Raw genomic sequence first — 21174 nt, forward strand, 5'->3', positions numbered from 1 at the left:
TTCTCCAATAGCTCAGTCGGTAGAGCGACGGACTGTTAATCCGCAGGTCCCTGGTTCGAGCCCAGGTTGGAGAGCCAATCTATTCTCCCATAGCTCAGTCGGTAGAGCGACGGACTGTTAATCCGCAGGTCCCTGGTTCGAGCCCAGGTGGGAGAGCCAAGATTCTGAAGAAACCCACTCATTGCGAAGTGGGTTTTTTTATTCTTCCCTTTTGTGATCTGTGTTTAATTTGAGTCAGTTTATATTTTTTGTGATTGGCTGCCTGGCAACATTTGCATTAGTTTGCCTGCTCTTCCCACATCTCTTCACCCGTCAAAAGAAATTCTATCCAAAGCGCGTCATTACTGCTTTTGAAAGCAGGATGTTTACACGTCTGAAAGATGCCTTTCCTCATCATCACATTCTGGCACAAGTCGCGTTTAGCGCTTTGATCACGCACGATCAGATGAAAATGCGCAATCAATTTAATCGCAAAGTCACAGACTTCGTAGTACTTGATCGTGAATATAATGTAGTAGCGATTGTCGAACTGGATGATCCGAGCCATATTGGCAAAGAGCAGGAAGATGCTGAACGCGATGCCATGCTGATTGCAGCAGGCTATACCGTGATTCGATACACCCAGATTCCGACTATCAGACAACTGCAAAGGGATTTAAAATAAATTAAGCTGCAATTTCGATATTTCTCGCTGCAGCTTGAATTGGATTAATCAAAGCCTCCTGCTCCGCTTTTAATTTCTCGGCAGCTTTTCATGCTTCAAAATTAACCTATCCTCGTCCAATTTAGCGTCTCATCACAAGCATTCTCAGTTAAACCTGCCTTTCTGCAGGATTAGGGTGATAAAGTTTAAATTATCGCTCTATAATCCTTTCGAAAACAAAATATAAGTCAGATGACCTGATTGGCCTGCTTCATTTCTGGCCATCCTCACCTTGCTTATTTTTTGCGTTGTTTTTTTATTCAGTGATCGTTTATTTATGCAAAATTCTATTCGTATTGGTATCGCGGGTTACGGTAATCTTGGCCGCGGTGTTGAAACTGCCATCCAAAAAAATCGTGATATGCAGCTTGTCGGTATTTTTACTCGCCGCTCACCAAGCAGCGTCTCTCCTTGCTTTGCAGAAACTCAAGTGTATAGCATCGATGCACTCTTAAATGATTTTAGCGATAAAATTGATGTGCTGATTCTTTGTGGCGGATCAAAAGATGACTTGCCACAACAGGCGCCTATCTTTGCAAGTAAATTCAATACTGTAGATAGCTTTGATACTCATGCACGTATTCCGGAATACTATGCTGCAGTCGATGCACCTGCCCTTGCTAACAAAAAAACAGCTATGATTTCTATTGGCTGGGATCCTGGCATGTTCTCGATTAACCGTTTGTTTGGTGAAGCGTTATTACCAGATGGCGAAACTTATACTTTTTGGGGTAAAGGTTTAAGCCAGGGACATTCAGATGCGATCCGCCGTGTAGCAGGGGTGAAAGCTGGTGTTCAATATACCATTCCATCTACTGATGCGATTGAACAAGTCCGCAGTGGCACACGACCTGAGTTAAGCACCAAAGATAAACATCATCGTGACTGTTATGTGGTATTGGAACAAGGGGCTGATGCGGCAACAGTTGAACAAACGATCGTCAGCATGCCTGATTATTTTGCGGATTATAATACGACCGTGAATTTTATCAGTGAGGAAACATTACTGAAAGATCATCAGGATATGCCACATGGCGGTTTTGTCATTCGTAGTGGTAATACCAGTGATGCACAAAAACAGGTGATTGAGTTTTCTTTAAAGCTGAATAGCAATCCGGAGTTTACTGCAAGTGTTCTAGTGGCTTATGCCCGTGCCTGCTACCGCCTGAATCAAACTCAGCAATATGGTGCTAAAACAGCCCTAGATGTAGCACCCGCCCTACTTTCAATTAAATCTCCTGAGCAATTGCGCGAAGAATTGCTTTAAGATGATTTAAATATAGCCACCGATCGTATGATTGATGGCTATATTTTTTTGTTTTAGAGTTCGGATTGCTTAGTTACGAAATATCAAATATCTACAATCAAATGAAATAGTTTTCGACAAACGATGCAACTATCTACTACACAGACATTTGCAGTATTAGATAAGTGCAAAGGGATCTTAGATAGATTAAGGTGCTGTTGCACTACTTTCAGACGCAGCTTGTGTTGAATTTGCGTTAGCATCCTGCTCTGCTTTGAGCTTTTCCGCAGCTTCTCGTGCTTCAATACGTGCAATCATATCTGCCTGCTGCTGCTTGTATTTTTCCTGATTTTTAGCATCACTATTCACTGCAAGAAATGCCATACTAATTAAAAATACCGGAATACAAAGTGCAAGCGTACCAAAGATCACTAACTTTTTGATGTTGCGGGGCTGTGGCTGCTCAGACATAAAACCTACTTTCATTTCTTCATTTAATTACTGTGCCCAATATAACAAAATAAAGGCATAGCTCAAGTCTTGTATTCACAGGCTTTTGTTAAGCCCAAAATTTACATAAAAAAAGGAGACTAGCTCCTTTTTTTGAATCAACATAAATTAATTGGTTGCTGCAGTGCCTGTACAATGCGGACTGGTACTTGCATCTTTCTGCGCACTAGTTAGTACGATGCCAGTTCCTGCAGGCATGTGTGCTTGAATAAAATCGACAGCTTTTTCATTTCTACACACTATCGCTTGCGTATGACTCGCATTTGGTACAACATCCAACTCATATTTACTTGAATAGTCGGCTTGTGGGAAATATTTGGTTGCCTGTAATTTCATATTAGCAACCAATGCTTGAGTAACAGGTGGCAATACAGCCTGATCATCTGCACCCTGAATAATATAAACTGGTGTTTTAATCACTTTAGCCGCAGTTGCGTTAGTTGCAGGCTGATTATCAAGCAAGAATTTCTGAACCACTGGATCTGTTTGGATTTTATTTAAATTAATTCCATACTGAGAAATCATATGATTTGAATCTTTTAAGAATTCAAGTATCCCAGCTTTAAACTGTTCTTGTAGACCATTCGCACTGTTCGGGTCTGAATAACTTAAACACGCCCCTTCATCACCAGTACGACCATAGGCTTGCTCTGCAATCACGCCCGCATCTGCAGTAAAGATACTTTTCAAATCATAATTGGGTTCATACGCCTTAATACCTGAACTGGTTAATGCCGCATAAGCTAAAAGCTCTGCATATCCATCTGCAATTTGACTGATAAGCATTTGCCCTTGCGCACCCGTTAGGTGTCCCATACTTACTGCATAACGCACTTGCATCAACTGCTCATCCAATCGATTCAGTCCTTGCGCGTTAGGCTGACCATTCGTATCAACATTTAAATTCGGATCAAGATAAATTTGAATAATTTGACCTAAACTTGAGGCTGGTGCACCTGCAACTGCTCCCTTATAACTGGTATCTGTATTGGCAAATTCTGCAGTGCCTAATGATGCATGTCCACCTTGTGATTGACCAATCGACATCCATTCACCATTCAGCTTTGTACCATAATGAGCTTTCGCTGCCTTAACAGCAAAAATTGCTGATTGTGCTGCACTAGATAAATTTAGATAAGGATGTACACCTTTTGTACCTAGCCCCTCGTAGTCAGGTGCAACAATGACATAACCTGCTGCTAATAAACTATTGGCTAATATTTTAAAACGAGGGTGAATAATATTCTTACTCGGCGCACAATCATCCCCAGCACCCACAGTCCCATGTTCCCAAACTACAATTCGATAGCCATCTTTAGGCTGCGGCGCATCAGGAAACAATACCAAAGCCGTTGCTTCTGCTGTTTTCCCCTGTACATTGGTCATGTTATAGGTCATCACCTTGATCGATGAGCTACTATCGACACTATCCAAAGCATAATTAGCTTCTGAGATAAATGTTGGTTTCTGAGTCAAAATAGATGAGTCATTATCATCATTACAAGCTGTTAACGACAGCATGGAAACAGAAACTGCCAATGCAACTGCTATTTTTGTAAATTTCATAAGATATCCTTTTTAATCATTATTTTTAAGCATGAAACTACATGCAAGCTCCATTAAGGCATAAAAAAAAGCACCCGAATAGGATGCTTTATGCCAACTTAACTTTTAAGATAAATATCTTTAAACGACCAAAGCCATAAAAATACCGCAAAAAATTAACAAGCCAACCCAGCGATTGTGACGAAATGCCCAAAAACACCATTGAGGATCTCGATCACGTGTTTTTATCCATTGGTAAATAAAATCAAGAGCAACAACAATTAATGCAGCCAGACCAAATGGAAGCAATAAATTTTCTAGCCAAAGTGCCGCAGCAATCAACACAATACTAACGGCCTGTAAAGCACTAATAATTTGAATGTCATGCTGGCCAAATAAGATCGCTGTAGATTTCACTCCAATCTTTAAATCATATTCACGATCCGCAATCGCATATTGGGTATCATAAGCTACAGTCCAGGCCAGATTGCCAAAATATAAGAGCCAGCAGGTTAAATCCGGCGTTTGCCCCACTGCGGTATAAGCCATCGGAATCGACCAGGAAAATGCTAACCCCAAAAAGACTTGAGGCAAATGGGTATAGCGCTTCATAAAAGGATAAATAAACGCTAGAAATAAAGCCCCAAATGACCAGTAAAAAGTTTCAATCGGCAAGAAAAGAAGCAGGCAGGCGCTGGCAGCCACCAAAACCAGAAATACCATCACGGCTTCTTTAGCACTGATAATCCCGGTCGCTAGCGGACGGTTTTTGGTACGCTCCACATGCGCATCAACTTTACGGTCAGCAAAATCATTAATGGCACAGCCTGCTGCCCGCATAAAAATCACACCCAAAATCATGGGAATTAAAATTTCAATACGTGGCATGCCCTGAGCTGCAATCCACAGCGCCCACATGGTAGGCCAAAAAACCAGTTCAGTCCCAATCGGTTTATCAAAACGACAAAGATAATAATAGGCGCTAAGACGCTCACGCCAGGTGATTGCTTGTGCGGTTGCCATAAAAATCAAGCCCGTGAATTTTGTATAAAGTGTTCAAATGCCGGTAAAAATGTTTCTTGTACGATAAATTTACAGCCGTGCCAAGTATAGCAGCTCTGACGGGTCCAGCCCTCATCTAAAAGTACCACCCGGCGCTGGCACAGTGGATTAGTGCGCTGAAACAAAAACCAGCCAATCGGTTTGGTACCAATATGCTGAAAAATTCGGGCTTTTTTTTGCAGGCTTAAAATCGGAAAGATGCTTTTGGCTTTCACCCAAGGAGATTGTTCCGAACCGTAGAGATAACTTTCACGTACCCAGGAAGTATGCTGATGTGACATTTGCATCCATTTGGCATTGGCAAAGCCTAAACGCTGAAAATGCTCTTGAATTGGCTCGACATGGAATTGTCCTTGCGCCAAATCGGTCAGTTGTTGCGTGAGTGAACCCGATGCATACAGCCACGGTTTTAACTCAACAGGCAGAGTTGACAGCAACACACGCTGATTTTGATTTCTAGAACGACTATTCATTGTTAACAGTTATCTGTTTTTGCAATGATTTCATATTTGCCTTGTGGGGTTTTAATTAAAATAAAACCTTCAGCACTCAAATAAAATGATTCTGGATAAGCATAATCCAGCGCTATTTCAGGATTTTTCAGCGCCACAAATTGAGCCTGCTTATAACCCTCGGGAGTCCGCCCCACTTCAAGATAAGTCACTTCAGAGAAGTTCAACTTAAAACCTTTGTTATGATCTTTTGGATCAATCCATGGATAAAAGCTGGTGTGCTTTTTACGTTGTGCCATTTAAGCCCATCCATCATTTAAAATTATAAATAGATGATACAAAAAAACCCGCGACATGCGCGGGTTTTCTTCGCTTTAATTCGTGATGAATTACAAGCTGTAGTACATATCAAATTCAACTGGGTGAGTAGTCGTGTTTAGACGACGAACTTCTTCAGTTTTAAGCTCGATATAAGCATCAAGCATTTCTTTCGTGAACACGCCACCTTTTAACAGGTAATCATGATCCGCTTGAAGTGCTTCAAGCGCCATATCCAGGCTATGCGCCACTGTAGGGATTTTTGCTTCTTCTTCCGGTGGAAGATCGTACAAGTTCTTGTCAGCAGCTTCACCTGGGTGGATCTTGTTTTGAATACCGTCAAGACCAGCCATCAACAATGCCGCGAAACCTAGGTACGGGTTCATCATTGGATCTGGAAAACGCGCTTCAATACGCTTGCCTTTCGGGCTAGACACGTAAGGAATACGGATAGATGCAGAACGGTTACGCGCTGAGTAAGCAAGCATAATCGGTGCTTCGAAATGTGGAACCAAACGTTTGTATGAGTTTGTAGATGGGTTAGTGATCGCATTCAATGAACGAGCATGTTTGATCACACCACCGATGAAGTACAATGCCATTTCTGAAAGGCCTGCATATTCATCACCAGCAAACAGGTTCTTGCCATCTTTAGAGATCGACATGTGAACGTGCATACCTGAACCGTTATCGCCTACCATTGGTTTAGGCATAAAGGTTGCAGTTTTAGCGTATTGGTGCGCAACGTTCCAAACAGCATATTTGAACTGTTGTACTTCGTCAGCTTTACGAACCATTGTGTTGAAGCTCACACCAATTTCTAACTGGCAAGATGCAACTTCGTGGTGATGTACTTCTACACGACCTGGGCCCATGATGTCTTCGATACGCGCACACATGTCTGCACGCATGTCATGTGAAGAATCTACAGGAGGAACTGGGAAGTAACCGCCTTTTACGCGTGGACGGTGACCAGAGTTACCGCCTTCGTAGTCTTTGTTAGTTGACCAAGCAGCTTCTTCAGCGATCAATGTATGGCGCGCGCCAGACATGTCGATTTCCCATTTTACTTCGTCAAATACGAAGAATTCTGGTTCTGGACCAAAGAATGCAGTATCACCGATACCGGTAGATTTCAAATATTCTTCTGCACGGCGCGCAATCGAACGTGGGTCACGATCATAACCTTGACCAGTTGATGGCTCGATGACGTCACAAGTTACAACAACTGTTGGCTCTGCAAAGAACGGGTCGATAAAACCTGTTGCCGCATCCGGACGTAAAATCATGTCCGATGCTTCGATGCCTTTCCAACCTGCAATTGAAGAACCGTCAAACATTTTGCCGTCTTCAAATGTATCTTCATCAATACTGTCTGCTGGGTAAGTGACGTGTTGCTCTTTACCCTTGGTATCAGTAAAGCGAAAATCGACCCATTTTGCGCCACTTTCTTGTATGAGTTGAAGGACCTTGTTCGCCATGCTCATTTTGCTCCGATGTTTTTGTTGCACCCGTGAAGTGCGTGTTAGCAGTTGATAGTTATTAAGCAATTACCGTACCAACTTTTAAAAGTATAGATAAAATCTTGAAATCTTTATAAGAAATCATGAAGTGACAAAAATACTTTGCGGCTATTATACTAGCTGCAAAACTAAATGCACTATATTCAAGCATTCTTCATTTATTTTATTTCAGCTTTATTTTTTAGCGCACCTAAATAGTGCATGTATCTATAAAAATGTATAAGAAACATAGCTTTTTATAGCAAATATGCTGCTTTTTCTTACTTTTGTTATATTTTTACTTGTTTTTGGCTAAAAATTGAGCTTTTTTTAGTAGATATCAGTAAAGAAAATTTTGCGATTCATTTGGGATTGTATGCCTATTATGAGGCATTTTCTTTAAATCTACTTTCAATAGAAAAGTTTATATAAAGCTTAATTATTCAAGTGATGTTTTTTTCATCAAGCATTTTACCTCTCTTTGACCTTAATTTTTTCATTTTTAAGTTTTACTCTAAAAAATAGCCTTTTAAATCTTTCTATGAGTAAGCCTATTACTTTAAATCATTATAAAATTTTATTTAATTTTCTACAGGTTTTTAAAGCCAATAAATTGAGCGAAATTGTTGCGCCGAATGGGGCTATTTTTTGCTATGATGAAGCGTGCTTTATTTTCACACAATGAAATCAATGATTTAGTTGTGTCAGGCAAGTGCTTGCAACACGTATAAATAAAGTACGATCTGGACAACATTAGCACAGTTAAGTGCATTAATTTCAATAGGTTAAACTCATGCTTTTAATGGTCGACAACTATGACTCCTTTACTTATAACATCGTCCAATATTTTGGCGAACTGAATCAAGAAGTAAAAGTAGTCCGTAATGATGCCGTGACATTGGAAGATATAGAGCGATGGCAACCTAAGTATTTAGTGATTGGCCCCGGCCCGTGCTCGCCAAGTGAGGCAGGAATTTCTATTCCTGCAATTCAGCATTTTGCTGGCAAAATTCCTTTACTGGGCGTTTGTCTTGGTCATCAAAGTATTGGTCAGGCATTTGGCGGTGATATCGTGCGTGCCAAACGTGTGATGCATGGCCGTCTGTCTGATATGTACCACAGTGATACCGGGATTTTCAGCAATCTTCCTTCTCCATTTTCTGCAACGCGCTATCATTCCCTGGTGATTGATCAAGCCACCTTGCCTGAATGTCTGGAAGTCACCTGCTGGACCAATGAATCGGATGGCTCTATGGAAGAAATTATGGGTGTGAAACATAAGACATTGCCGGTCGAAGGCGTGCAGTTCCATCCCGAATCGATTCTGAGCCAGCATGGTCATCAAATCTTTAAAAACTTTCTCGAAATTTATGCCTAAGAACACCTTATGAATATTCAACAAGCTTTAAGCAATATTACTAAAAACATTCACCTGACTCAGGATCAAATGCAAGACGTGATGCGTGCCATCATGTCAGGTGAAGCGACCGACGCCCAGATTGGTGCCCTACTGATGGGATTACGCCTTAAAGGCGAAAGCATTGATGAGATTACCGCAGCTGCACGTGTTATGCGTGAACTGGCTACCAAAATTGATGTCAGTGATATTCCATATTTAGTGGACATCGTGGGTACAGGCGGTGATGGTCAAAACCTGTTTAACGTTTCTACTGCTTCCGCATTTGTAATTGCAGCAGCGGGTGCAACCATTGCCAAACATGGTAACCGCGGCGTTTCTACCAAATCAGGTTCGTCGGATTTACTGGAACAGGCCGGGATTAATCTGGACCTGAACATGCAGCAGACTGAACGCTGTATCCGTGACGTTGGTGTCGGTTTCCTGTTTGCGCCGAATCATCATCAAGCCATGAAATATGCAATCGGCCCACGTAAAGAATTAGGAATTCGTAGTATTTTCAATTTACTTGGCCCGCTTACGAATCCGGCCGGAGTAAATCGTTTAGTCATTGGCGTATTTTCCAATGAACTCTGCCGTCCGATTGCGGAAGTCATGAAACAGCTCGGTGCTGAACATGTGATGGTGGTACATTCACGTGATGGTCTGGATGAAATCAGTATTGCCTCTTCAACTCATGTCGCTGAACTGAAAAATGGCGAAGTCACCGAATGGGACATTATTCCTGAATCGGTCGATATTGAATCGCAAACTCTGACCGGACTAATTGTGGAAGATTCTGCGCAAAGTCTGGCTTTAATCAAAGATGCACTGGGCAAGAAAAAATCAGACATCGGTGATAAAGCCGCGAACATGATCGCGCTGAATGCCGGCGCGGGTATTTATGTCTCCGGTTTAACCAGCAGCTATAAGCAAGGTGTTGCGCTGGCACATGACATTATTTACGGCGGTCAGGCACTTGAAAAAATGAGTGTGCTGTCTGAATTTACCAAAACCATTAAACATTACGAAGCTTAATTCGGTCAGGGATTTTGATCATGGTGGATATCGCAAACACAATTTTAGGCAAGATTGTTGACCGTAAAAAAGAAGAGTTTGCCCTACGTTTAAAGCAGAAAAGCTATAAAGATCTGGAAGAACTGGCACAAGGTGCATCACCTGTGCGTGGTTTTGCCCGGTCTTTAGTGTCGAAACGTCCGGGTGTCATTGCTGAAATTAAGAAAGCTTCGCCATCTAAGGGCATTATTCGCGAGAACTTTAACCCTGCGGAAATTGCAGCACAGTATCAGGAGGCAGGCGCAGCCTGTTTATCGGTGCTGACCGATGTAGACTTTTTCCAAGGACATGATGACAATATTCAGATTACCCGTTCACATTGCGACCTGCCTGCACTGCGCAAAGACTTTCTGATCGATCCTTATGGGGTCATCGAAGCACGTGCCCTGCATGCAGACTGTATCTTGCTAATTGTGGCTTGCCTGTCTGACCAGCAGTTAGAAGAAATGTCCAAAACTGCATTTGAACATCATCTGGATGTACTGGTTGAAGTTCACGATGAAGAAGAACTATCCCGTGCTTTAAAGCTTTCAGATCGTTGTTTGCTCGGCGTGAATAACCGTAATTTAAAAACCTTTGATGTGGATTTGAACACCTCGATTCGTTTGAAAAAATTACTGGATCCTTCACGCTTGCTGGTGACTGAAAGCGGTATTGCAACTCCTTCCGATGTCGCCATGATGCAGGAACATGATATTCACGCCTTCTTGGTCGGCGAAAGCTTTATGAAACAGCCACGTCCGGATCATGCTTTCCGTGATCTGTTTGGTGAGCCTGAAGTGGTTTAAAGTTGTAAATACTTACCTAAGCATTAAAAAAGCCCAATCTCAGGATTGGGCTTTTTTATTTTCAATATTGAAAAGTAGACCATAGAATCTCGAGCGTATTTAAAATCCTCAGCAATGTCATGAACGCAATTCAGTTCTCCTTTGTCTATTTTCAGACTATAATTCTTGTAAATTCCGCATCTCCCTTGTTTTTACATTATGAGTAAACACGATTCTTCATTATCTAAAGATCAGTACAACCTGCTGAAATCTTTTAAGAAGCAAATTACACAGCCGCAAACGCCTGCGGTCGTTGCTGCACCTGTTGAAAAGACTGTCGAGCAAGAAGCTTTAGAAGAACTAGAATTATTCCGCAAGCAAATGCAGGGCGTGCAAAAAATTGAATCGGGCAATACGGTTCAACTGGACAAGCCACGCAAGAAAAAGCCGGATGCACAAATCCTGGCAAAGCGTGCAGCGGCTACTGGCCCGATGGAAACAGAGGCAATGGCTTTATCAGATACTCAGGCCATGCTCAATCCTGTCGGGAGTCAGGCCAACTTGAGCTATCGCATCGCCACCTTGCAGCATAAAGTGTTTGAAGACTTGAAAGCCGGTAACTTGCGCTGGTTTGAAGCTGTGGATCTGCATGGCTGTACCGTAGAAGAAGCGCGTCAAGCCGTGCTGCAGATTATCCAGATCGCCAAAGATGAAAACCAGAACGTGATTAAAATCGTACATGGCAAAGGTCCAGAAGCGATTTTAAAAACCTATGTCAACGGCTGGTTGCGTCAGCATCGTGATGTTTTGGCATTTGTCAGTGCACCTGAAAAGCAAGGCGGTACCGGTGCGGTATTGGTTTTGCTCAAACGTGCAGAAAAGAATCCAAAGTTCAAACAGTAAACGGTTTTAGCCTCAAAACAAGGCATTGTAAAAGTTTTCTGCTACAATGCCGTCCTTGTTCATTCTCAGTTTAAGTGAATACGTCATATGACTATGCAGCAATCCTACGCAAACATTCTTACTGCCGTTGGCGAAGATCTAAATCGCCCTGGTCTCAAAGATACGCCTGTGCGCGCTGCGAAAGCATTTTCATATTTAACCTCGGGTTATAGCCAGACACTTGAAGAAGTGACCAACAAGGCGGTCTTCCCTTCCGATAACCGTGAAATGGTACTGGTCAAAAACATCGAATTTTATTCGCTATGTGAGCATCACTTATTGCCATTTTATGGCCGCGTACATATCGCCTATTTGCCAGAAGGTCATGTTTTAGGCCTGTCTAAATTTGCCCGTATTACTGAAATGTTTGCACGCCGTTTGCAGATTCAGGAAAATCTGACTCAGCAAATTGCAGAAGCAGTGGCTGAAGTCACCAAAGCACGCGGTGTTGCAGTAATGATTGATTCTGCGCACATGTGCATGATGATGCGCGGTGTAGGCAAGCAGGAATCAACCACACGTACGGTATCATTTATTGGTGATTTTAAAACCGACAAAGAAACACGTCGTGAATTTTTAAGTGCGGTTCCAGAAAGCTATTAATTATTAAAGCTTAAAAATAAGTTACTCAAAGCCTCGATCATTCGGGGTTTTTTGCTTTTAAAGGAAGAGGATATCAATACTTAATTCAAAAGCTCACTTGCTATAAATAACACCTGGTAACAGGGTTTAAAAACCTGTCCCAAAACTTGCTATGTTTCAGTCTAGAACTCAAACAATTCCTGCTTGTGTTTGCAACAAGCCTACACTTGGATACACGATAAAGTTTTAATCCTGCCGCTCTCCCATTAAAGTAATTTGAAGTTGATATATAGCAAAGCGCTTTATATCTTTCTGATTGATTTTTAATGATAAGGAAAGTAACCATGGCGAATAGTAAAAATAACCAGGCGAAAGACAGCAAAAAATCAGCAAAAACTGCTAAAAAGAACCAAGATGAGAAACTGAAAAAGTCGAATAAGAGTAGTGACAAAGACAGTGATCGCAAAGTCACTAAAAAAGCGGCGAGCAGTAAATCTAAAGCGGCATCTTCTAAGAAAGACAATGCCAGCAAAGATGAAAAAGTGAAGGCGAAGAAAAATTCGAGCTCAAAAGCCAGTGATAAAGCGAAAGACCAAAAGACCTCTTCCGCGAAAAAACCGGCTAAAGCGAAAAGCAGCAACAAGAGTAAAGACGACACTAAAGTGAAAAAGTCTTCTTCAAAAAAATCGGCGCCTGCTAAAAAGCAGTCGAGTAGCTCCTCTAAGAGCAAGTCAACCAAGGCTAAAACCTCGAAGACCAGTTCAAAAAAATCGAAGTAAAATGAAAGCCCCTAGCTCTAAATGACAGGGGCTTTTCTGTATCCTGCCCCTTTATTTTTATAATTTGTATTAGCTGAAATATTGAGCAATTTTAAATTTCAGAAAAGGCCGAATATGAAGCCATCTGCCAAAGTAGCGCCACCAAAACGTCCGTCACGTGTAGTTTCGAATAGTTTTGATTATTCTCTGGACTTTGCAAAGATTAATTTTCGTAAACGACCGGAGCTCTACCGGATTGGCCGTGGTGAACAAGGTGTTTTACTGGTTGAGCCTTATAAATCGGAAATCCTGCCACACTGGCGCTTTGCAGATGAAGCAAAAGCACAAGCCAGTAGCGAGAAAATCTATCAGCTTTTCTTGGACTATTTAAAACAAAAAGATTTTGTTGGTGCGGACATGGCACGCAAGTTTTTACAGATGGGTTTTACCCGTGCCCGGCGTTATGCCAATCATAAAGGCGGCAAAAAATACGACGGCCCAGTTCCGGAAGACAAAAAAGGCTTAAGTGGCGCGCATGGCCGTTCTGAGCTGCCACGCCATCAGGAAGATCCGGTTAAAGCCGCTGCTGCCAAAATTTTTAAACAGAAATGGGATGAAGCTAAAAATCATCCCGATTATCTTCAGCAAAAACAGAAATTTCAGGAATTTATAGAGCAGCAGTCTGCAACTGGATAAAAACCTTTCATTTAAACCGAGAGTGGCTGTGCGACTGGGTTCAGGGACTGATGAGCCATATAGACTCTGTTACGCCCGTTGTTCTTCGCCATATACAAAGCAGAATCTGCCGCATTCAGGAAGCGCTGATAATCTGGATGTCCATCATAGAGGGCACAACCAATACTGACCGTAAATTTAAACTGCTGACCTTGTGCCGAATTAATCATGCCATTTTCAATATATTTACGAATACTTTCGGCGATATTGAGGGCACGTTTCTCATCAGTATCCACCAGTAACAGCAAAAACTCTTCACCGCCGATCCGGAAAGCATAATCACTGCCCTGACTATATTTTTGCAATGCTTCGGCCAGAAATTTCAAGGCCAGATCACCTGCTGCATGTCCAAATTTGTCATTAATACTTTTGAAATAATCAGCGTCGATAGCAAGTAAAGACAAAGGTGTATGATTCTTACGAGAAAAAGTGATTTCACGTGAAATAATCGTATTCAAATAACGACGATTCAATAACTGGGTCAATGAATCATTACCTGATTCAATATATTCGGCCACCTGAAATAACTGGTCCACCAGCAGCTGAATTTCGCGGTTTAAGTCACGGATCTGCTGGATCAGTCCCAGCATATTGTTTTTGTCCGTACAGTCCATGATCTCTTGATTAAGTTCATCGACTTGATAAATTCGTTCAATGATTAAATCGACCTGGTCAGAACCGGTAAAAGCATAAGAGGCTTTATGGATAAACCATAAACCAAACTCCGACTTGGACAGCATCGAATGATTCAATTTCTCATGCTCAGAAAAGACCTTGAACATGAGCTCATTTTCCCAGTCCAGCAATGAGCTACGCTGTTTATCTTTTTGTACGGCTACATCCTGCATCGCTGAAAAAACACGATAACTGTGTTTAATTTCCTGATTCATGGCTGTTTTGGCTTCATAAGATCGGCACATGACTTCTGTGGCAAATCCCATGATCTGGACAATATAACTGTAGGTGGTCAACATACTGTGGTGAGGATTCTCATCCAGCAGTTCAAATATTTTACGCTCAATTTCACGTACACCGCGCATGATCAGCCAGGACGGAATTCCGACACGCGCATGCACATGCCCCACCATCGCCTGTTTCTGCACGGCATCGGCATAGCGTTTATTAATTCCTACACTAAAGCTTTCAAGTAGCCAGGCATTTAAAGTGTCGCGCAAGCGCTGTTGAATCAAGTCATCAGAAAAGAATTCTGCAGATTCCTTTTCAATGAGCATGTTTTTATAGAATTCTTCCACCAGAATCAGGGAATGATCTTGAATAAAGTGAAAGGCATGCAATAATTCGTCAGATGAATAATTTTGACAGATCTGTTCCCATTGCTCGGCCAGTCTTGCCATGCATTCATTATTCATACTGTCTGTTCCCCAAAACCTTGCAATTTGCACTCACATTATGTGACAAATATAACAAATATCAGGTATTTTTCCTAAAATATCGACCAGATTATTTGCACCAAACCCAGCTAATCTTTTTATGCAAGGGAAAACCGAACAGTAGCCTCACAGATACACAGCACTTTATGAATAGTGTTGATCAGTTTTAACTAAATCTTAAAAATACCGGATCAAACCAAGACTCCATTGATCCCAGTCTTTGGACTGTTGTTGCTGATATTCCCAAGACAGCCGAAGTGCATGTTGTGGATTGAATGCATATTGGAGTTCAGTATTCAGTTTCAGCTGCCAGCGATGCGAATCTTCCCAATAAGGCAGTTCCACCTGCACCAGACTGTTGATCTGATCGCTCCAGATATTCTGGCACCCCACAGTAGGGCCTGCACCTACGCGCCAGCCTTGATCAAGTGTCTTGCCTGCCTGTAGCTGAGTTTGCATTTGTGCATAACATAGATGTTCACGGCTGACATTTGCCCAGCTATAACCGACCTGAGTTTTTAAGCTGGCAACGCCATGCTGCTCATCTTCACTAAACTGGCCATGCGCATTCAGTGCTTCCTGTTGCCAGCCCAGATTAAAACCCCAGGACAATGGCGTATTAAACGGATTGACGGGGTTATAGGAATTGACAGTCAATAGATCCAGATGCTCCAGTTTGAGTTCACTGTCACGATATTGCAAAGCCCCATCCAGAAACAGCAATTGTGTGCCGGTTCGAAAACCGCCTTGCGGGTCGATGAGATCATGATAGGCTTGCCGATGCCCTAGCTGGACAAAGGATTCACCCTGAACCTGTCCGGCCTGAAGACTGATATTCCGTGCATGATGGCTTTGTACCGGGTCTATTTTTGGACGTTCAGGCGCTTTACGCTGCTTCTCGATATTCAGCTGACTTCTTAAGCCTAATAACTTGCGAAAACGTGGCTGGGAAAATGATTTATCGACTGTTTGTCGGAGAAAGTCCAGATATAAATGATCATAGGCCATTTCCAGAATTTTGGCCTGATCTTCTGCCGGATAGGGCTGCAAGATTGAAGGCATTGCACCTGTTTCTGCATAAGCCAGCTGATGCGCAGTTTTTGCCAGCGCTTTACCATGCTGTCTGGACTGTGCCAGCAATTGAGTTTCAAGCGCCGGACGGTAAACTTTCTGTTTGATCAAGCCCTGCTGTTCTACTACTTTTAGTGTTTCAATCGGAATCGCAGTCGAATTAAACTGTTTCTGTAGATTTAACTCGGGACGCACCAGATCAAACAGTCCCAGTAGGCGATAAGCGCAATTATCACTGATAAAATAATAAGGGAAACTTACATTTTGCATTTCCCAGAGATGCTGTACTAAAAACTTGGTCTCTTGCGGGCTTAAGTTTAATTCGTATTCCCATAAATCCCGGCTTTCAAAGTCACCATATTCTTTGACCTTGCGGTAATACGGCATCAGTGAATATTCACCCGGATATTGTCCAGTCAGCCCTTTCCAGGCAAAGGACCAGTTGTCATTGCCATCGACCGTCGCAGCATAGTTGACCGCATAAGAAATCAGATTGAGTTGTTGCTGGTCTTTAGGGTCCAGACGCAACAAGGTATGACCAAACATCGAGCTGGGATTACCCATAAAATCCGTGGCATAGATCAGGGTTGCCTGATAAGGCTTGACCTCGCCAATCCATTTATCCAAATCCGGGCAACTGACCGCAGGCAATTGTTGCTCGGAAATATTCAATTGCTGCCTTAACCAGCTGCTGCGTGCAGGAAACTTACAGCGGACGGACTGATTCGGCTCTGCGCTCAGGAATAAAGCCTGAATGTTATGCTGCATTTCTTTTTTTAGATCAGTTTTTCCCTGCTCTGCCAGGAAATAGCCCGAATAGTTAACCTCGCTATGACCTTGGGGATTGGCATACATGAGACGTTGCCAGGTAGTGCTCTGATCCAGACGCTGAGTTTCGGCCTGAGCGATATAATGCTGGATGTCTGGATTAATTTCGCTAGAAAAACTTAAAGGGCTGAATGTCAGGCCCAACATGAAGAACGCATATTTCATTCAGTTAACTTATTCTCATCAATTTCTTTTAGTCATAAGAAAACCCTGCCAGAACAGCAGGGTTTTTAGGGTGCGGATCAGATGTAGGATTTCAATACTTCATCTTTGGCCATCACAGTTTGTAAGGTGCTTAAAACTTGTAATGTATTCTGGTTTTCTTCGGAATAAATTTCAGAGAAATTCTGCTTGGAAACGCTAAAGAAACGAGCTTTATCTTCAGATTTAATATTCAAAAGTTCAGCCAGAACATTCAGGCTTTCACCCTCTCCAACTGCCATATCACGCGCCAATGCTTCAGCGTTTTCATTGGTAAAGGTCACCACTTGAGCGGTTACAGTACCGCCCTGGCTACAACCTAAAGTACCAAAAGTGATCCCGAGCCACTGATTCGTGAACAGAACGTTGGTCGTACCTGCAAAGAGTTTAGGAATAATACCAGACTGACCCGCCCACACCTGGCTTCCGATACCACAACCGACATCTCGGTCAGCCATCGCCATGCTTGAACCAGTCGCCAATACCGCCGCCAGCATAATTTTTTTCAACATAGTTATTCTCCAATTATTCTCATGCAATCTTTGTTATTACTCTAATAATGTAATTTAAATTACATACTCAGCAGAGTAGCGACAAGTCAAGTTTGGCGCAATTGAAAAAATGTATGCTTTACATAAACATAACCTGATTGATTTTACTGTTCCTTGAGCGCCCAATCGCCTTGTGAATTACGCTGTCCCAAGATTTTCAGTACTAACACCAGACTCAGCAATAACAACAAATACCAGGAGCCCAGTTTGCCCCATCCCACCATATGCCATTGCTCAATCTGGCTTGGATAGAGCCAGATCTGGTAAAAGGTACTGATGTTCTCGGCAATCCAGATAATAAACGCCAGAATCAGCAGTACGGGTAACATCGGCAACTGAAAAGTATGCCGATTCAGCTGAAAGCGAATTCTGGTTTTCCAGAACATCAGCACGCTCCAGACAAATAAAATCACCCGATAATCGGGAATAAAAAACTTGCTCATAAAGTTGATATAAGACAAGACAGCCAATGTCAGCATATGGCTAAAACGCGGCAATTTTTCAAATGAAACCTGATATAGACGTAAAGAGCGCGCAAAAAAACTGCCGACCGCAGAATACATAAAACCGGCAAATAAAGGCACGGTCAGGATTTTAAATATTGCGGGTTGAGGGTAATGCCAGGAAGCAATTGCCGGATGGGTCAGGAAGATTTCCATCACCATGGCCATGAGATGAAATAGCGCAATCACTTTGGCTTCAGCCCAGGATTCCAGTTTGGTATAGAGCAATATCACCTGAATCAGCAAGGCAAAAAACAGCAGATAGTCATACCGGTAAAAACCGAAAAAGAGATCGCTGCCCATAGAAGCAGTCAGCGCAAAAGCCAGCAGGAGTAAAATCCCAAATAAGGCAGCCGAAGCTGCCTTATAAGTAAATTCAAACCCTGATTTGAATAGATCGATCAAGGTTTACATCCTAAAGATATTTGGCACTATACTCATGTACGGTATCAATAAATGCTTTTGGATTCGCCGGATCAACCCACTGGGTAATACCATGGCCTAAATTGGCAACATAACCGGTTTTCTCGCCATTGGCATAGGCATCATCCAGCATGGCTTTTGTTGCTTTAATGATGGTCTCTGATGAACCATATAAAGTTGCAGGATCCAGGTTACCTTGAAGTGCTGCACGACCCGCAACGGTTTGACGAGCAACATTTAGTGGCGTCGTCCAGTCCAGACCAAACGCATCTGCACCTGTCGCAATCATCGGTTCCAACCATTGGCCGCCACCTTTGGTAAACAGAATCACCGGAATCTTGCGGCCGTCTTTCTCACGTTGCAAACCAGCGACAATCTTCTGCATATAGTTCAGCGAGAACTCGATATATTCACGATGTGCTAATGCACCACCCCAACTATCAAAGATCTGTACCGCTTGTGCACCCGCATCGATCTGCGCATTCAAATATTCAGTCACTGCATCAGCCAGACGATCCAGTAAAGCATGCAAAACTTCAGGCTGCGCATACATCATCTGTTTGGTAAAACGGAAATCCTTGCTTGAACCGCCTTCGACCATATACGTTGCCAGAGTCCATGGACTGCCCGAGAAACCAATCAGAGGAACCTGACCGCCCAAGGCTGAACGAATGGTCGAAACGGCATTCATCACATAATCCAGATCCGACTTGGCATTAAATGCAGGCAGATTGGCGACATCCTGTTCGTTACGGATGGTCTTGTGAAATTTCGGGCCTTCACCGGCTTCAAAATACAGCCCCAGTCCCAAAGCATCCGGAACCGTCAAGATATCCGAGAATAAAATCGCGGCATCAAGATCATAACGGCGTAAAGGCTGCAAAGTTACTTCACAGGCCAGTTCAGTATTCTTGCAAAGCGAAAGGAAATCTCCTGCCTTGGTACGCGTTTCGCGGTACTCAGGCAAATAACGGCCAGCCTGACGCATCATCCATACTGGAGTAGCATCTACAGGCTCACGCAACAATGCGCGCAGAAAACGATCATTTTTTAAGGTCGTCATTCACATTCCCATCTTTCTTTGACATTGCCAACATCATAGCAAAAAGGCCGCAGTTTTAATAACTTCTGGCAACTTTAAAAACCGATCGGATTGAACGGCAACCTAGTGATTTACACAAAACAACTACTGCATCTCCACATTTTTTCTGTAATACTTATAGTGTTTTTTCACATAGTTAAAGAAATAATTCTTAAGGTTGAGTTACATGTTCGTTCGCACAATGCTCGCTGTGAGTCTAGGTTGCATTTTCGCAGGTCAAGTTTTTGCCGCGTCTACTGCTGAACAACCATTAAAACCCCAAGTGGTGACTGATGTTGCAGTGCAAGATCCGATTGATCCATTAGCAACTGAAGCTTCAGCGGCCCAAGCAGCACCTGCAGAAGCGCAAATTACCGCACAAGAACAACAAGACTTAAAACAGGCATCTGAAGCGCTGAATGAGCTACAGGATACCGAAGATCAGACTGCTTCTATTGGCGCAGCACCAAATACCAAAGCATCGACTAACTCTGCAGCGACCAAAGCTTCGTGGACTTTAGACGGCTTAAATAATGCCCAGTGGTATGAAAATATCGGTGCAGGTCAATTCCCAGTTTACGCACGTGCACATGTCATGCTGAATAATGCCCATGCATCACCGGGGGCGATTGACGGAACCAGCGGTAAAAATACACTAAAAGCCATTGCATCTTTCCAGCAAATGAATGGCATTAAACCGACAGGTGTTTTGACTCAGGAAACCTGGGATAAACTAGTTGCACGTCAGGGTTCTAAGCCAGCCTTTGTTGAATACACCATTACTGAAAAAGATCTGGCAGGCCCATTTGCCAAGTCTATTCCTTCAGATTATGCGTTACAGGCGAAAATGAAAGGCTTGTACTACACACGTGTCAGTGAAATGTTGAGTGAAAAATTCCATATGGATGAGAATTTCTTAAAGAAACTCAATCCAAATGCTAACTTTAATAAAGTTGGTGAAAAATTACTGGTCAGTAATGTACGTAATGACTTGCCTGAAGGTATTCACTTGATTGTTGCACATAAAGGCGCGAAACAACTGTACTTATTTAACAGTAAAAATCAAATGATCGCGTCATTCCCTGCCACCATTGGTAGTGCGGATACACCATCTCCAACCGGAACCTATAAAGTAACAGGTGTTGCACCAAACCCTTGGTACAGCTATTCACCGTCTAACTTTGTACAAGGTAAAAACTTAAAACCACTATCTTTACCACCGGGTCCTAACGGTCCTGTCGGGAATATCTGGATTGGTTTAAGCAAGAAATCATTTGGTATTCACGGGACACCAAACCCGTCTACCATTTCGAAAACAGCATCACATGGTTGTATTCGTTTGACTAACTGGGATGCCAATGATCTTGGCCGTAAAGTCAAATCTGGCGTAACGGTTCGTTTCTTAGAATGATGATCGGTCTGCCGATTTGAATAAAAATAGCCTGCTTTTGAGCGGGCTTTTTTATTCCTTATGTTTACTTTCAGCTCTTTCGTTGCAAAAATGCAATGATCTGTCGCCTATTTGAGATT

At 42.6% G+C, this 21174-nt stretch carries 21 protein-coding genes and 2 tRNA genes; 12 read left to right on the forward strand and 11 right to left on the reverse strand.

Annotation, left to right across the window (positions count from 1 at the left end; translation table 11 throughout):
- Position 1: 1 nt before the first annotated feature.
- From MTX11_RS14365 to MTX11_RS14380, 4 genes are all read left to right on the forward strand, one after another.
- A tRNA-Asn gene (locus MTX11_RS14365) sits at positions 2–77 on the forward strand.
- Between the two features lie 6 nt (positions 78–83).
- Positions 84–159, forward strand: a tRNA-Asn gene (locus MTX11_RS14370).
- 61 nt (positions 160–220) lie between these two features.
- Positions 221–664, forward strand: coding sequence for a DUF2726 domain-containing protein (locus tag MTX11_RS14375; protein WP_004279650.1), 444 nt, complete (start codon positions 221–223; stop codon positions 662–664).
- 316 nt (positions 665–980) lie between these two features.
- A complete protein-coding gene (locus MTX11_RS14380; RefSeq protein ID WP_243475415.1) occupies positions 981–1970 on the forward strand; it encodes a diaminopimelate dehydrogenase in 990 nt (329 codons plus the stop codon).
- A gap of 186 nt (positions 1971–2156) precedes the next feature.
- Here the strand turns inward: MTX11_RS14380 and MTX11_RS14385 are convergent, their stop codons facing one another.
- From MTX11_RS14385 to glnA, 6 genes are all read right to left on the reverse strand, one after another.
- Positions 2157–2420 carry a hypothetical protein gene (locus tag MTX11_RS14385; RefSeq protein WP_243475416.1) on the reverse strand — a complete coding sequence of 88 codons (264 nt, stop codon included), beginning with the start codon at positions 2418–2420 and terminating at the stop codon, positions 2157–2159.
- 147 nt (positions 2421–2567) lie between these two features.
- A complete protein-coding gene (locus tag MTX11_RS14390) occupies positions 2568–4025 on the reverse strand; it encodes an alpha/beta hydrolase (RefSeq protein WP_243475417.1) in 1458 nt (485 codons plus the stop codon).
- Positions 4026–4145: 120 nt separating this feature from the next.
- Positions 4146–5027 (reverse strand): 4-hydroxybenzoate octaprenyltransferase, encoded by an 882-nt coding sequence (gene ubiA / locus MTX11_RS14395; protein WP_243475418.1) that lies wholly within the window; start codon positions 5025–5027, stop codon positions 4146–4148.
- Between the two features lie 5 nt (positions 5028–5032).
- Complete coding sequence (locus MTX11_RS14400) at positions 5033–5539, reverse strand: chorismate--pyruvate lyase family protein (RefSeq protein ID WP_044112763.1); 507 nt, start codon at positions 5537–5539, stop codon at positions 5033–5035.
- Positions 5540–5541: 2 nt separating this feature from the next.
- A complete protein-coding gene (locus MTX11_RS14405; protein ID WP_004279642.1) occupies positions 5542–5817 on the reverse strand; it encodes a hypothetical protein in 276 nt (91 codons plus the stop codon).
- A 90-nt stretch (positions 5818–5907) separates the two neighbouring features.
- Positions 5908–7323 carry a type I glutamate--ammonia ligase gene (gene glnA / locus MTX11_RS14410; protein ID WP_004279641.1) on the reverse strand — a complete coding sequence of 472 codons (1416 nt, stop codon included), beginning with the start codon at positions 7321–7323 and terminating at the stop codon, positions 5908–5910.
- Positions 7324–8131: 808 nt separating this feature from the next.
- Here glnA and MTX11_RS14415 point away from each other — a divergent pair.
- The 7 genes from MTX11_RS14415 (at position 8132) to MTX11_RS14445 (ending at position 13556) form a co-directional block, all read left to right on the forward strand.
- A complete protein-coding gene (locus MTX11_RS14415) occupies positions 8132–8716 on the forward strand; it encodes an anthranilate synthase component II (protein ID WP_243475419.1) in 585 nt (194 codons plus the stop codon).
- A 9-nt stretch (positions 8717–8725) separates the two neighbouring features.
- The gene (trpD, locus tag MTX11_RS14420) at positions 8726–9772 is read left to right on the forward strand and encodes an anthranilate phosphoribosyltransferase (RefSeq protein WP_180037816.1); all 1047 of its coding nucleotides are present in this window, start codon (positions 8726–8728) and stop codon (positions 9770–9772) included.
- A gap of 20 nt (positions 9773–9792) precedes the next feature.
- Positions 9793–10599, forward strand: coding sequence for an indole-3-glycerol phosphate synthase TrpC (trpC, locus tag MTX11_RS14425; protein ID WP_243475420.1), 807 nt, complete (start codon positions 9793–9795; stop codon positions 10597–10599).
- 198 nt (positions 10600–10797) lie between these two features.
- Positions 10798–11481, forward strand: coding sequence for a Smr/MutS family protein (locus tag MTX11_RS14430; RefSeq protein WP_004646397.1), 684 nt, complete (start codon positions 10798–10800; stop codon positions 11479–11481).
- Between the two features lie 93 nt (positions 11482–11574).
- The gene (gene folE / locus MTX11_RS14435; protein ID WP_004730181.1) at positions 11575–12123 is read left to right on the forward strand and encodes a GTP cyclohydrolase I FolE; all 549 of its coding nucleotides are present in this window, start codon (positions 11575–11577) and stop codon (positions 12121–12123) included.
- A 323-nt stretch (positions 12124–12446) separates the two neighbouring features.
- Positions 12447–12881 carry a hypothetical protein gene (locus MTX11_RS14440; RefSeq protein WP_219309782.1) on the forward strand — a complete coding sequence of 145 codons (435 nt, stop codon included), beginning with the start codon at positions 12447–12449 and terminating at the stop codon, positions 12879–12881.
- A 114-nt stretch (positions 12882–12995) separates the two neighbouring features.
- A complete protein-coding gene (locus tag MTX11_RS14445) occupies positions 12996–13556 on the forward strand; it encodes a DUF4385 domain-containing protein (protein WP_243475421.1) in 561 nt (186 codons plus the stop codon).
- An 11-nt stretch (positions 13557–13567) separates the two neighbouring features.
- Here the strand turns inward: MTX11_RS14445 and MTX11_RS14450 are convergent, their stop codons facing one another.
- The 5 genes from MTX11_RS14450 to hemE form a co-directional block, all read right to left on the reverse strand.
- A complete protein-coding gene (locus MTX11_RS14450) occupies positions 13568–14965 on the reverse strand; it encodes a diguanylate cyclase (protein WP_243475422.1) in 1398 nt (465 codons plus the stop codon).
- Between the two features lie 198 nt (positions 14966–15163).
- Complete coding sequence (locus MTX11_RS14455) at positions 15164–17050, reverse strand: Lnb N-terminal periplasmic domain-containing protein (protein WP_243475423.1); 1887 nt, start codon at positions 17048–17050, stop codon at positions 15164–15166.
- A gap of 77 nt (positions 17051–17127) precedes the next feature.
- Positions 17128–17598, reverse strand: a complete 471-nt coding sequence (locus MTX11_RS14460) for a DUF3015 family protein (protein ID WP_004279577.1) — start codon at positions 17596–17598, stop codon at positions 17128–17130.
- A gap of 143 nt (positions 17599–17741) precedes the next feature.
- Positions 17742–18545, reverse strand: coding sequence for a DUF817 family protein (locus MTX11_RS14465; protein ID WP_004646389.1), 804 nt, complete (start codon positions 18543–18545; stop codon positions 17742–17744).
- 10 nt (positions 18546–18555) lie between these two features.
- Entirely contained in the window at positions 18556–19626 is a 1071-nt protein-coding gene (hemE, locus tag MTX11_RS14470) for a uroporphyrinogen decarboxylase (protein ID WP_243475424.1), read from the reverse strand.
- Between the two features lie 205 nt (positions 19627–19831).
- Here hemE and MTX11_RS14475 point away from each other — a divergent pair, with 205 nt between their 5' ends.
- Complete coding sequence (locus MTX11_RS14475; protein WP_005246859.1) at positions 19832–21055, forward strand: L,D-transpeptidase family protein; 1224 nt, start codon at positions 19832–19834, stop codon at positions 21053–21055.
- Positions 21056–21174: the final 119 nt, after the last annotated feature.

This window comes from Acinetobacter lwoffii (genome assembly GCF_022809915.1).
Lineage (GTDB): Bacteria > Pseudomonadota > Gammaproteobacteria > Pseudomonadales > Moraxellaceae > Acinetobacter > Acinetobacter lwoffii_M.

What these genes read in the sequence shown, in the direction of transcription:
- MTX11_RS14455 (WP_243475423.1), bottom strand. Translation starts at nt 17,050, where the DNA reads ATGAAATATGCGTTCTTCATGTTGGGCCTGACATTCAGCCCTTTAAGT.
- MTX11_RS14430 (WP_004646397.1), top strand. Translation starts at nt 10,798, where the DNA reads ATGAGTAAACACGATTCTTCATTATCTAAAGATCAGTACAACCTGCTG.
- MTX11_RS14405 (WP_004279642.1), bottom strand. Translation starts at nt 5,817, where the DNA reads ATGGCACAACGTAAAAAGCACACCAGCTTTTATCCATGGATTGATCCA.
- MTX11_RS14460 (WP_004279577.1), bottom strand. Translation starts at nt 17,598, where the DNA reads ATGTTGAAAAAAATTATGCTGGCGGCGGTATTGGCGACTGGTTCAAGC.
- ubiA (WP_243475418.1), bottom strand. Translation starts at nt 5,027, where the DNA reads ATGGCAACCGCACAAGCAATCACCTGGCGTGAGCGTCTTAGCGCCTAT.
- MTX11_RS14385 (WP_243475416.1), bottom strand. Translation starts at nt 2,420, where the DNA reads ATGTCTGAGCAGCCACAGCCCCGCAACATCAAAAAGTTAGTGATCTTT.
- glnA (WP_004279641.1), bottom strand. Translation starts at nt 7,323, where the DNA reads ATGAGCATGGCGAACAAGGTCCTTCAACTCATACAAGAAAGTGGCGCA.
- MTX11_RS14450 (WP_243475422.1), bottom strand. Translation starts at nt 14,965, where the DNA reads ATGAATAATGAATGCATGGCAAGACTGGCCGAGCAATGGGAACAGATC.
- trpD (WP_180037816.1), top strand. Translation starts at nt 8,726, where the DNA reads ATGAATATTCAACAAGCTTTAAGCAATATTACTAAAAACATTCACCTG.
- hemE (WP_243475424.1), bottom strand. Translation starts at nt 19,626, where the DNA reads ATGACGACCTTAAAAAATGATCGTTTTCTGCGCGCATTGTTGCGTGAG.
- MTX11_RS14445 (WP_243475421.1), top strand. Translation starts at nt 12,996, where the DNA reads ATGAAGCCATCTGCCAAAGTAGCGCCACCAAAACGTCCGTCACGTGTA.
- trpC (WP_243475420.1), top strand. Translation starts at nt 9,793, where the DNA reads ATGGTGGATATCGCAAACACAATTTTAGGCAAGATTGTTGACCGTAAA.
- folE (WP_004730181.1), top strand. Translation starts at nt 11,575, where the DNA reads ATGCAGCAATCCTACGCAAACATTCTTACTGCCGTTGGCGAAGATCTA.
- MTX11_RS14440 (WP_219309782.1), top strand. Translation starts at nt 12,447, where the DNA reads ATGGCGAATAGTAAAAATAACCAGGCGAAAGACAGCAAAAAATCAGCA.
- MTX11_RS14390 (WP_243475417.1), bottom strand. Translation starts at nt 4,025, where the DNA reads ATGAAATTTACAAAAATAGCAGTTGCATTGGCAGTTTCTGTTTCCATG.
- MTX11_RS14400 (WP_044112763.1), bottom strand. Translation starts at nt 5,539, where the DNA reads ATGAATAGTCGTTCTAGAAATCAAAATCAGCGTGTGTTGCTGTCAACT.
- MTX11_RS14380 (WP_243475415.1), top strand. Translation starts at nt 981, where the DNA reads ATGCAAAATTCTATTCGTATTGGTATCGCGGGTTACGGTAATCTTGGC.
- MTX11_RS14415 (WP_243475419.1), top strand. Translation starts at nt 8,132, where the DNA reads ATGCTTTTAATGGTCGACAACTATGACTCCTTTACTTATAACATCGTC.
- MTX11_RS14475 (WP_005246859.1), top strand. Translation starts at nt 19,832, where the DNA reads ATGTTCGTTCGCACAATGCTCGCTGTGAGTCTAGGTTGCATTTTCGCA.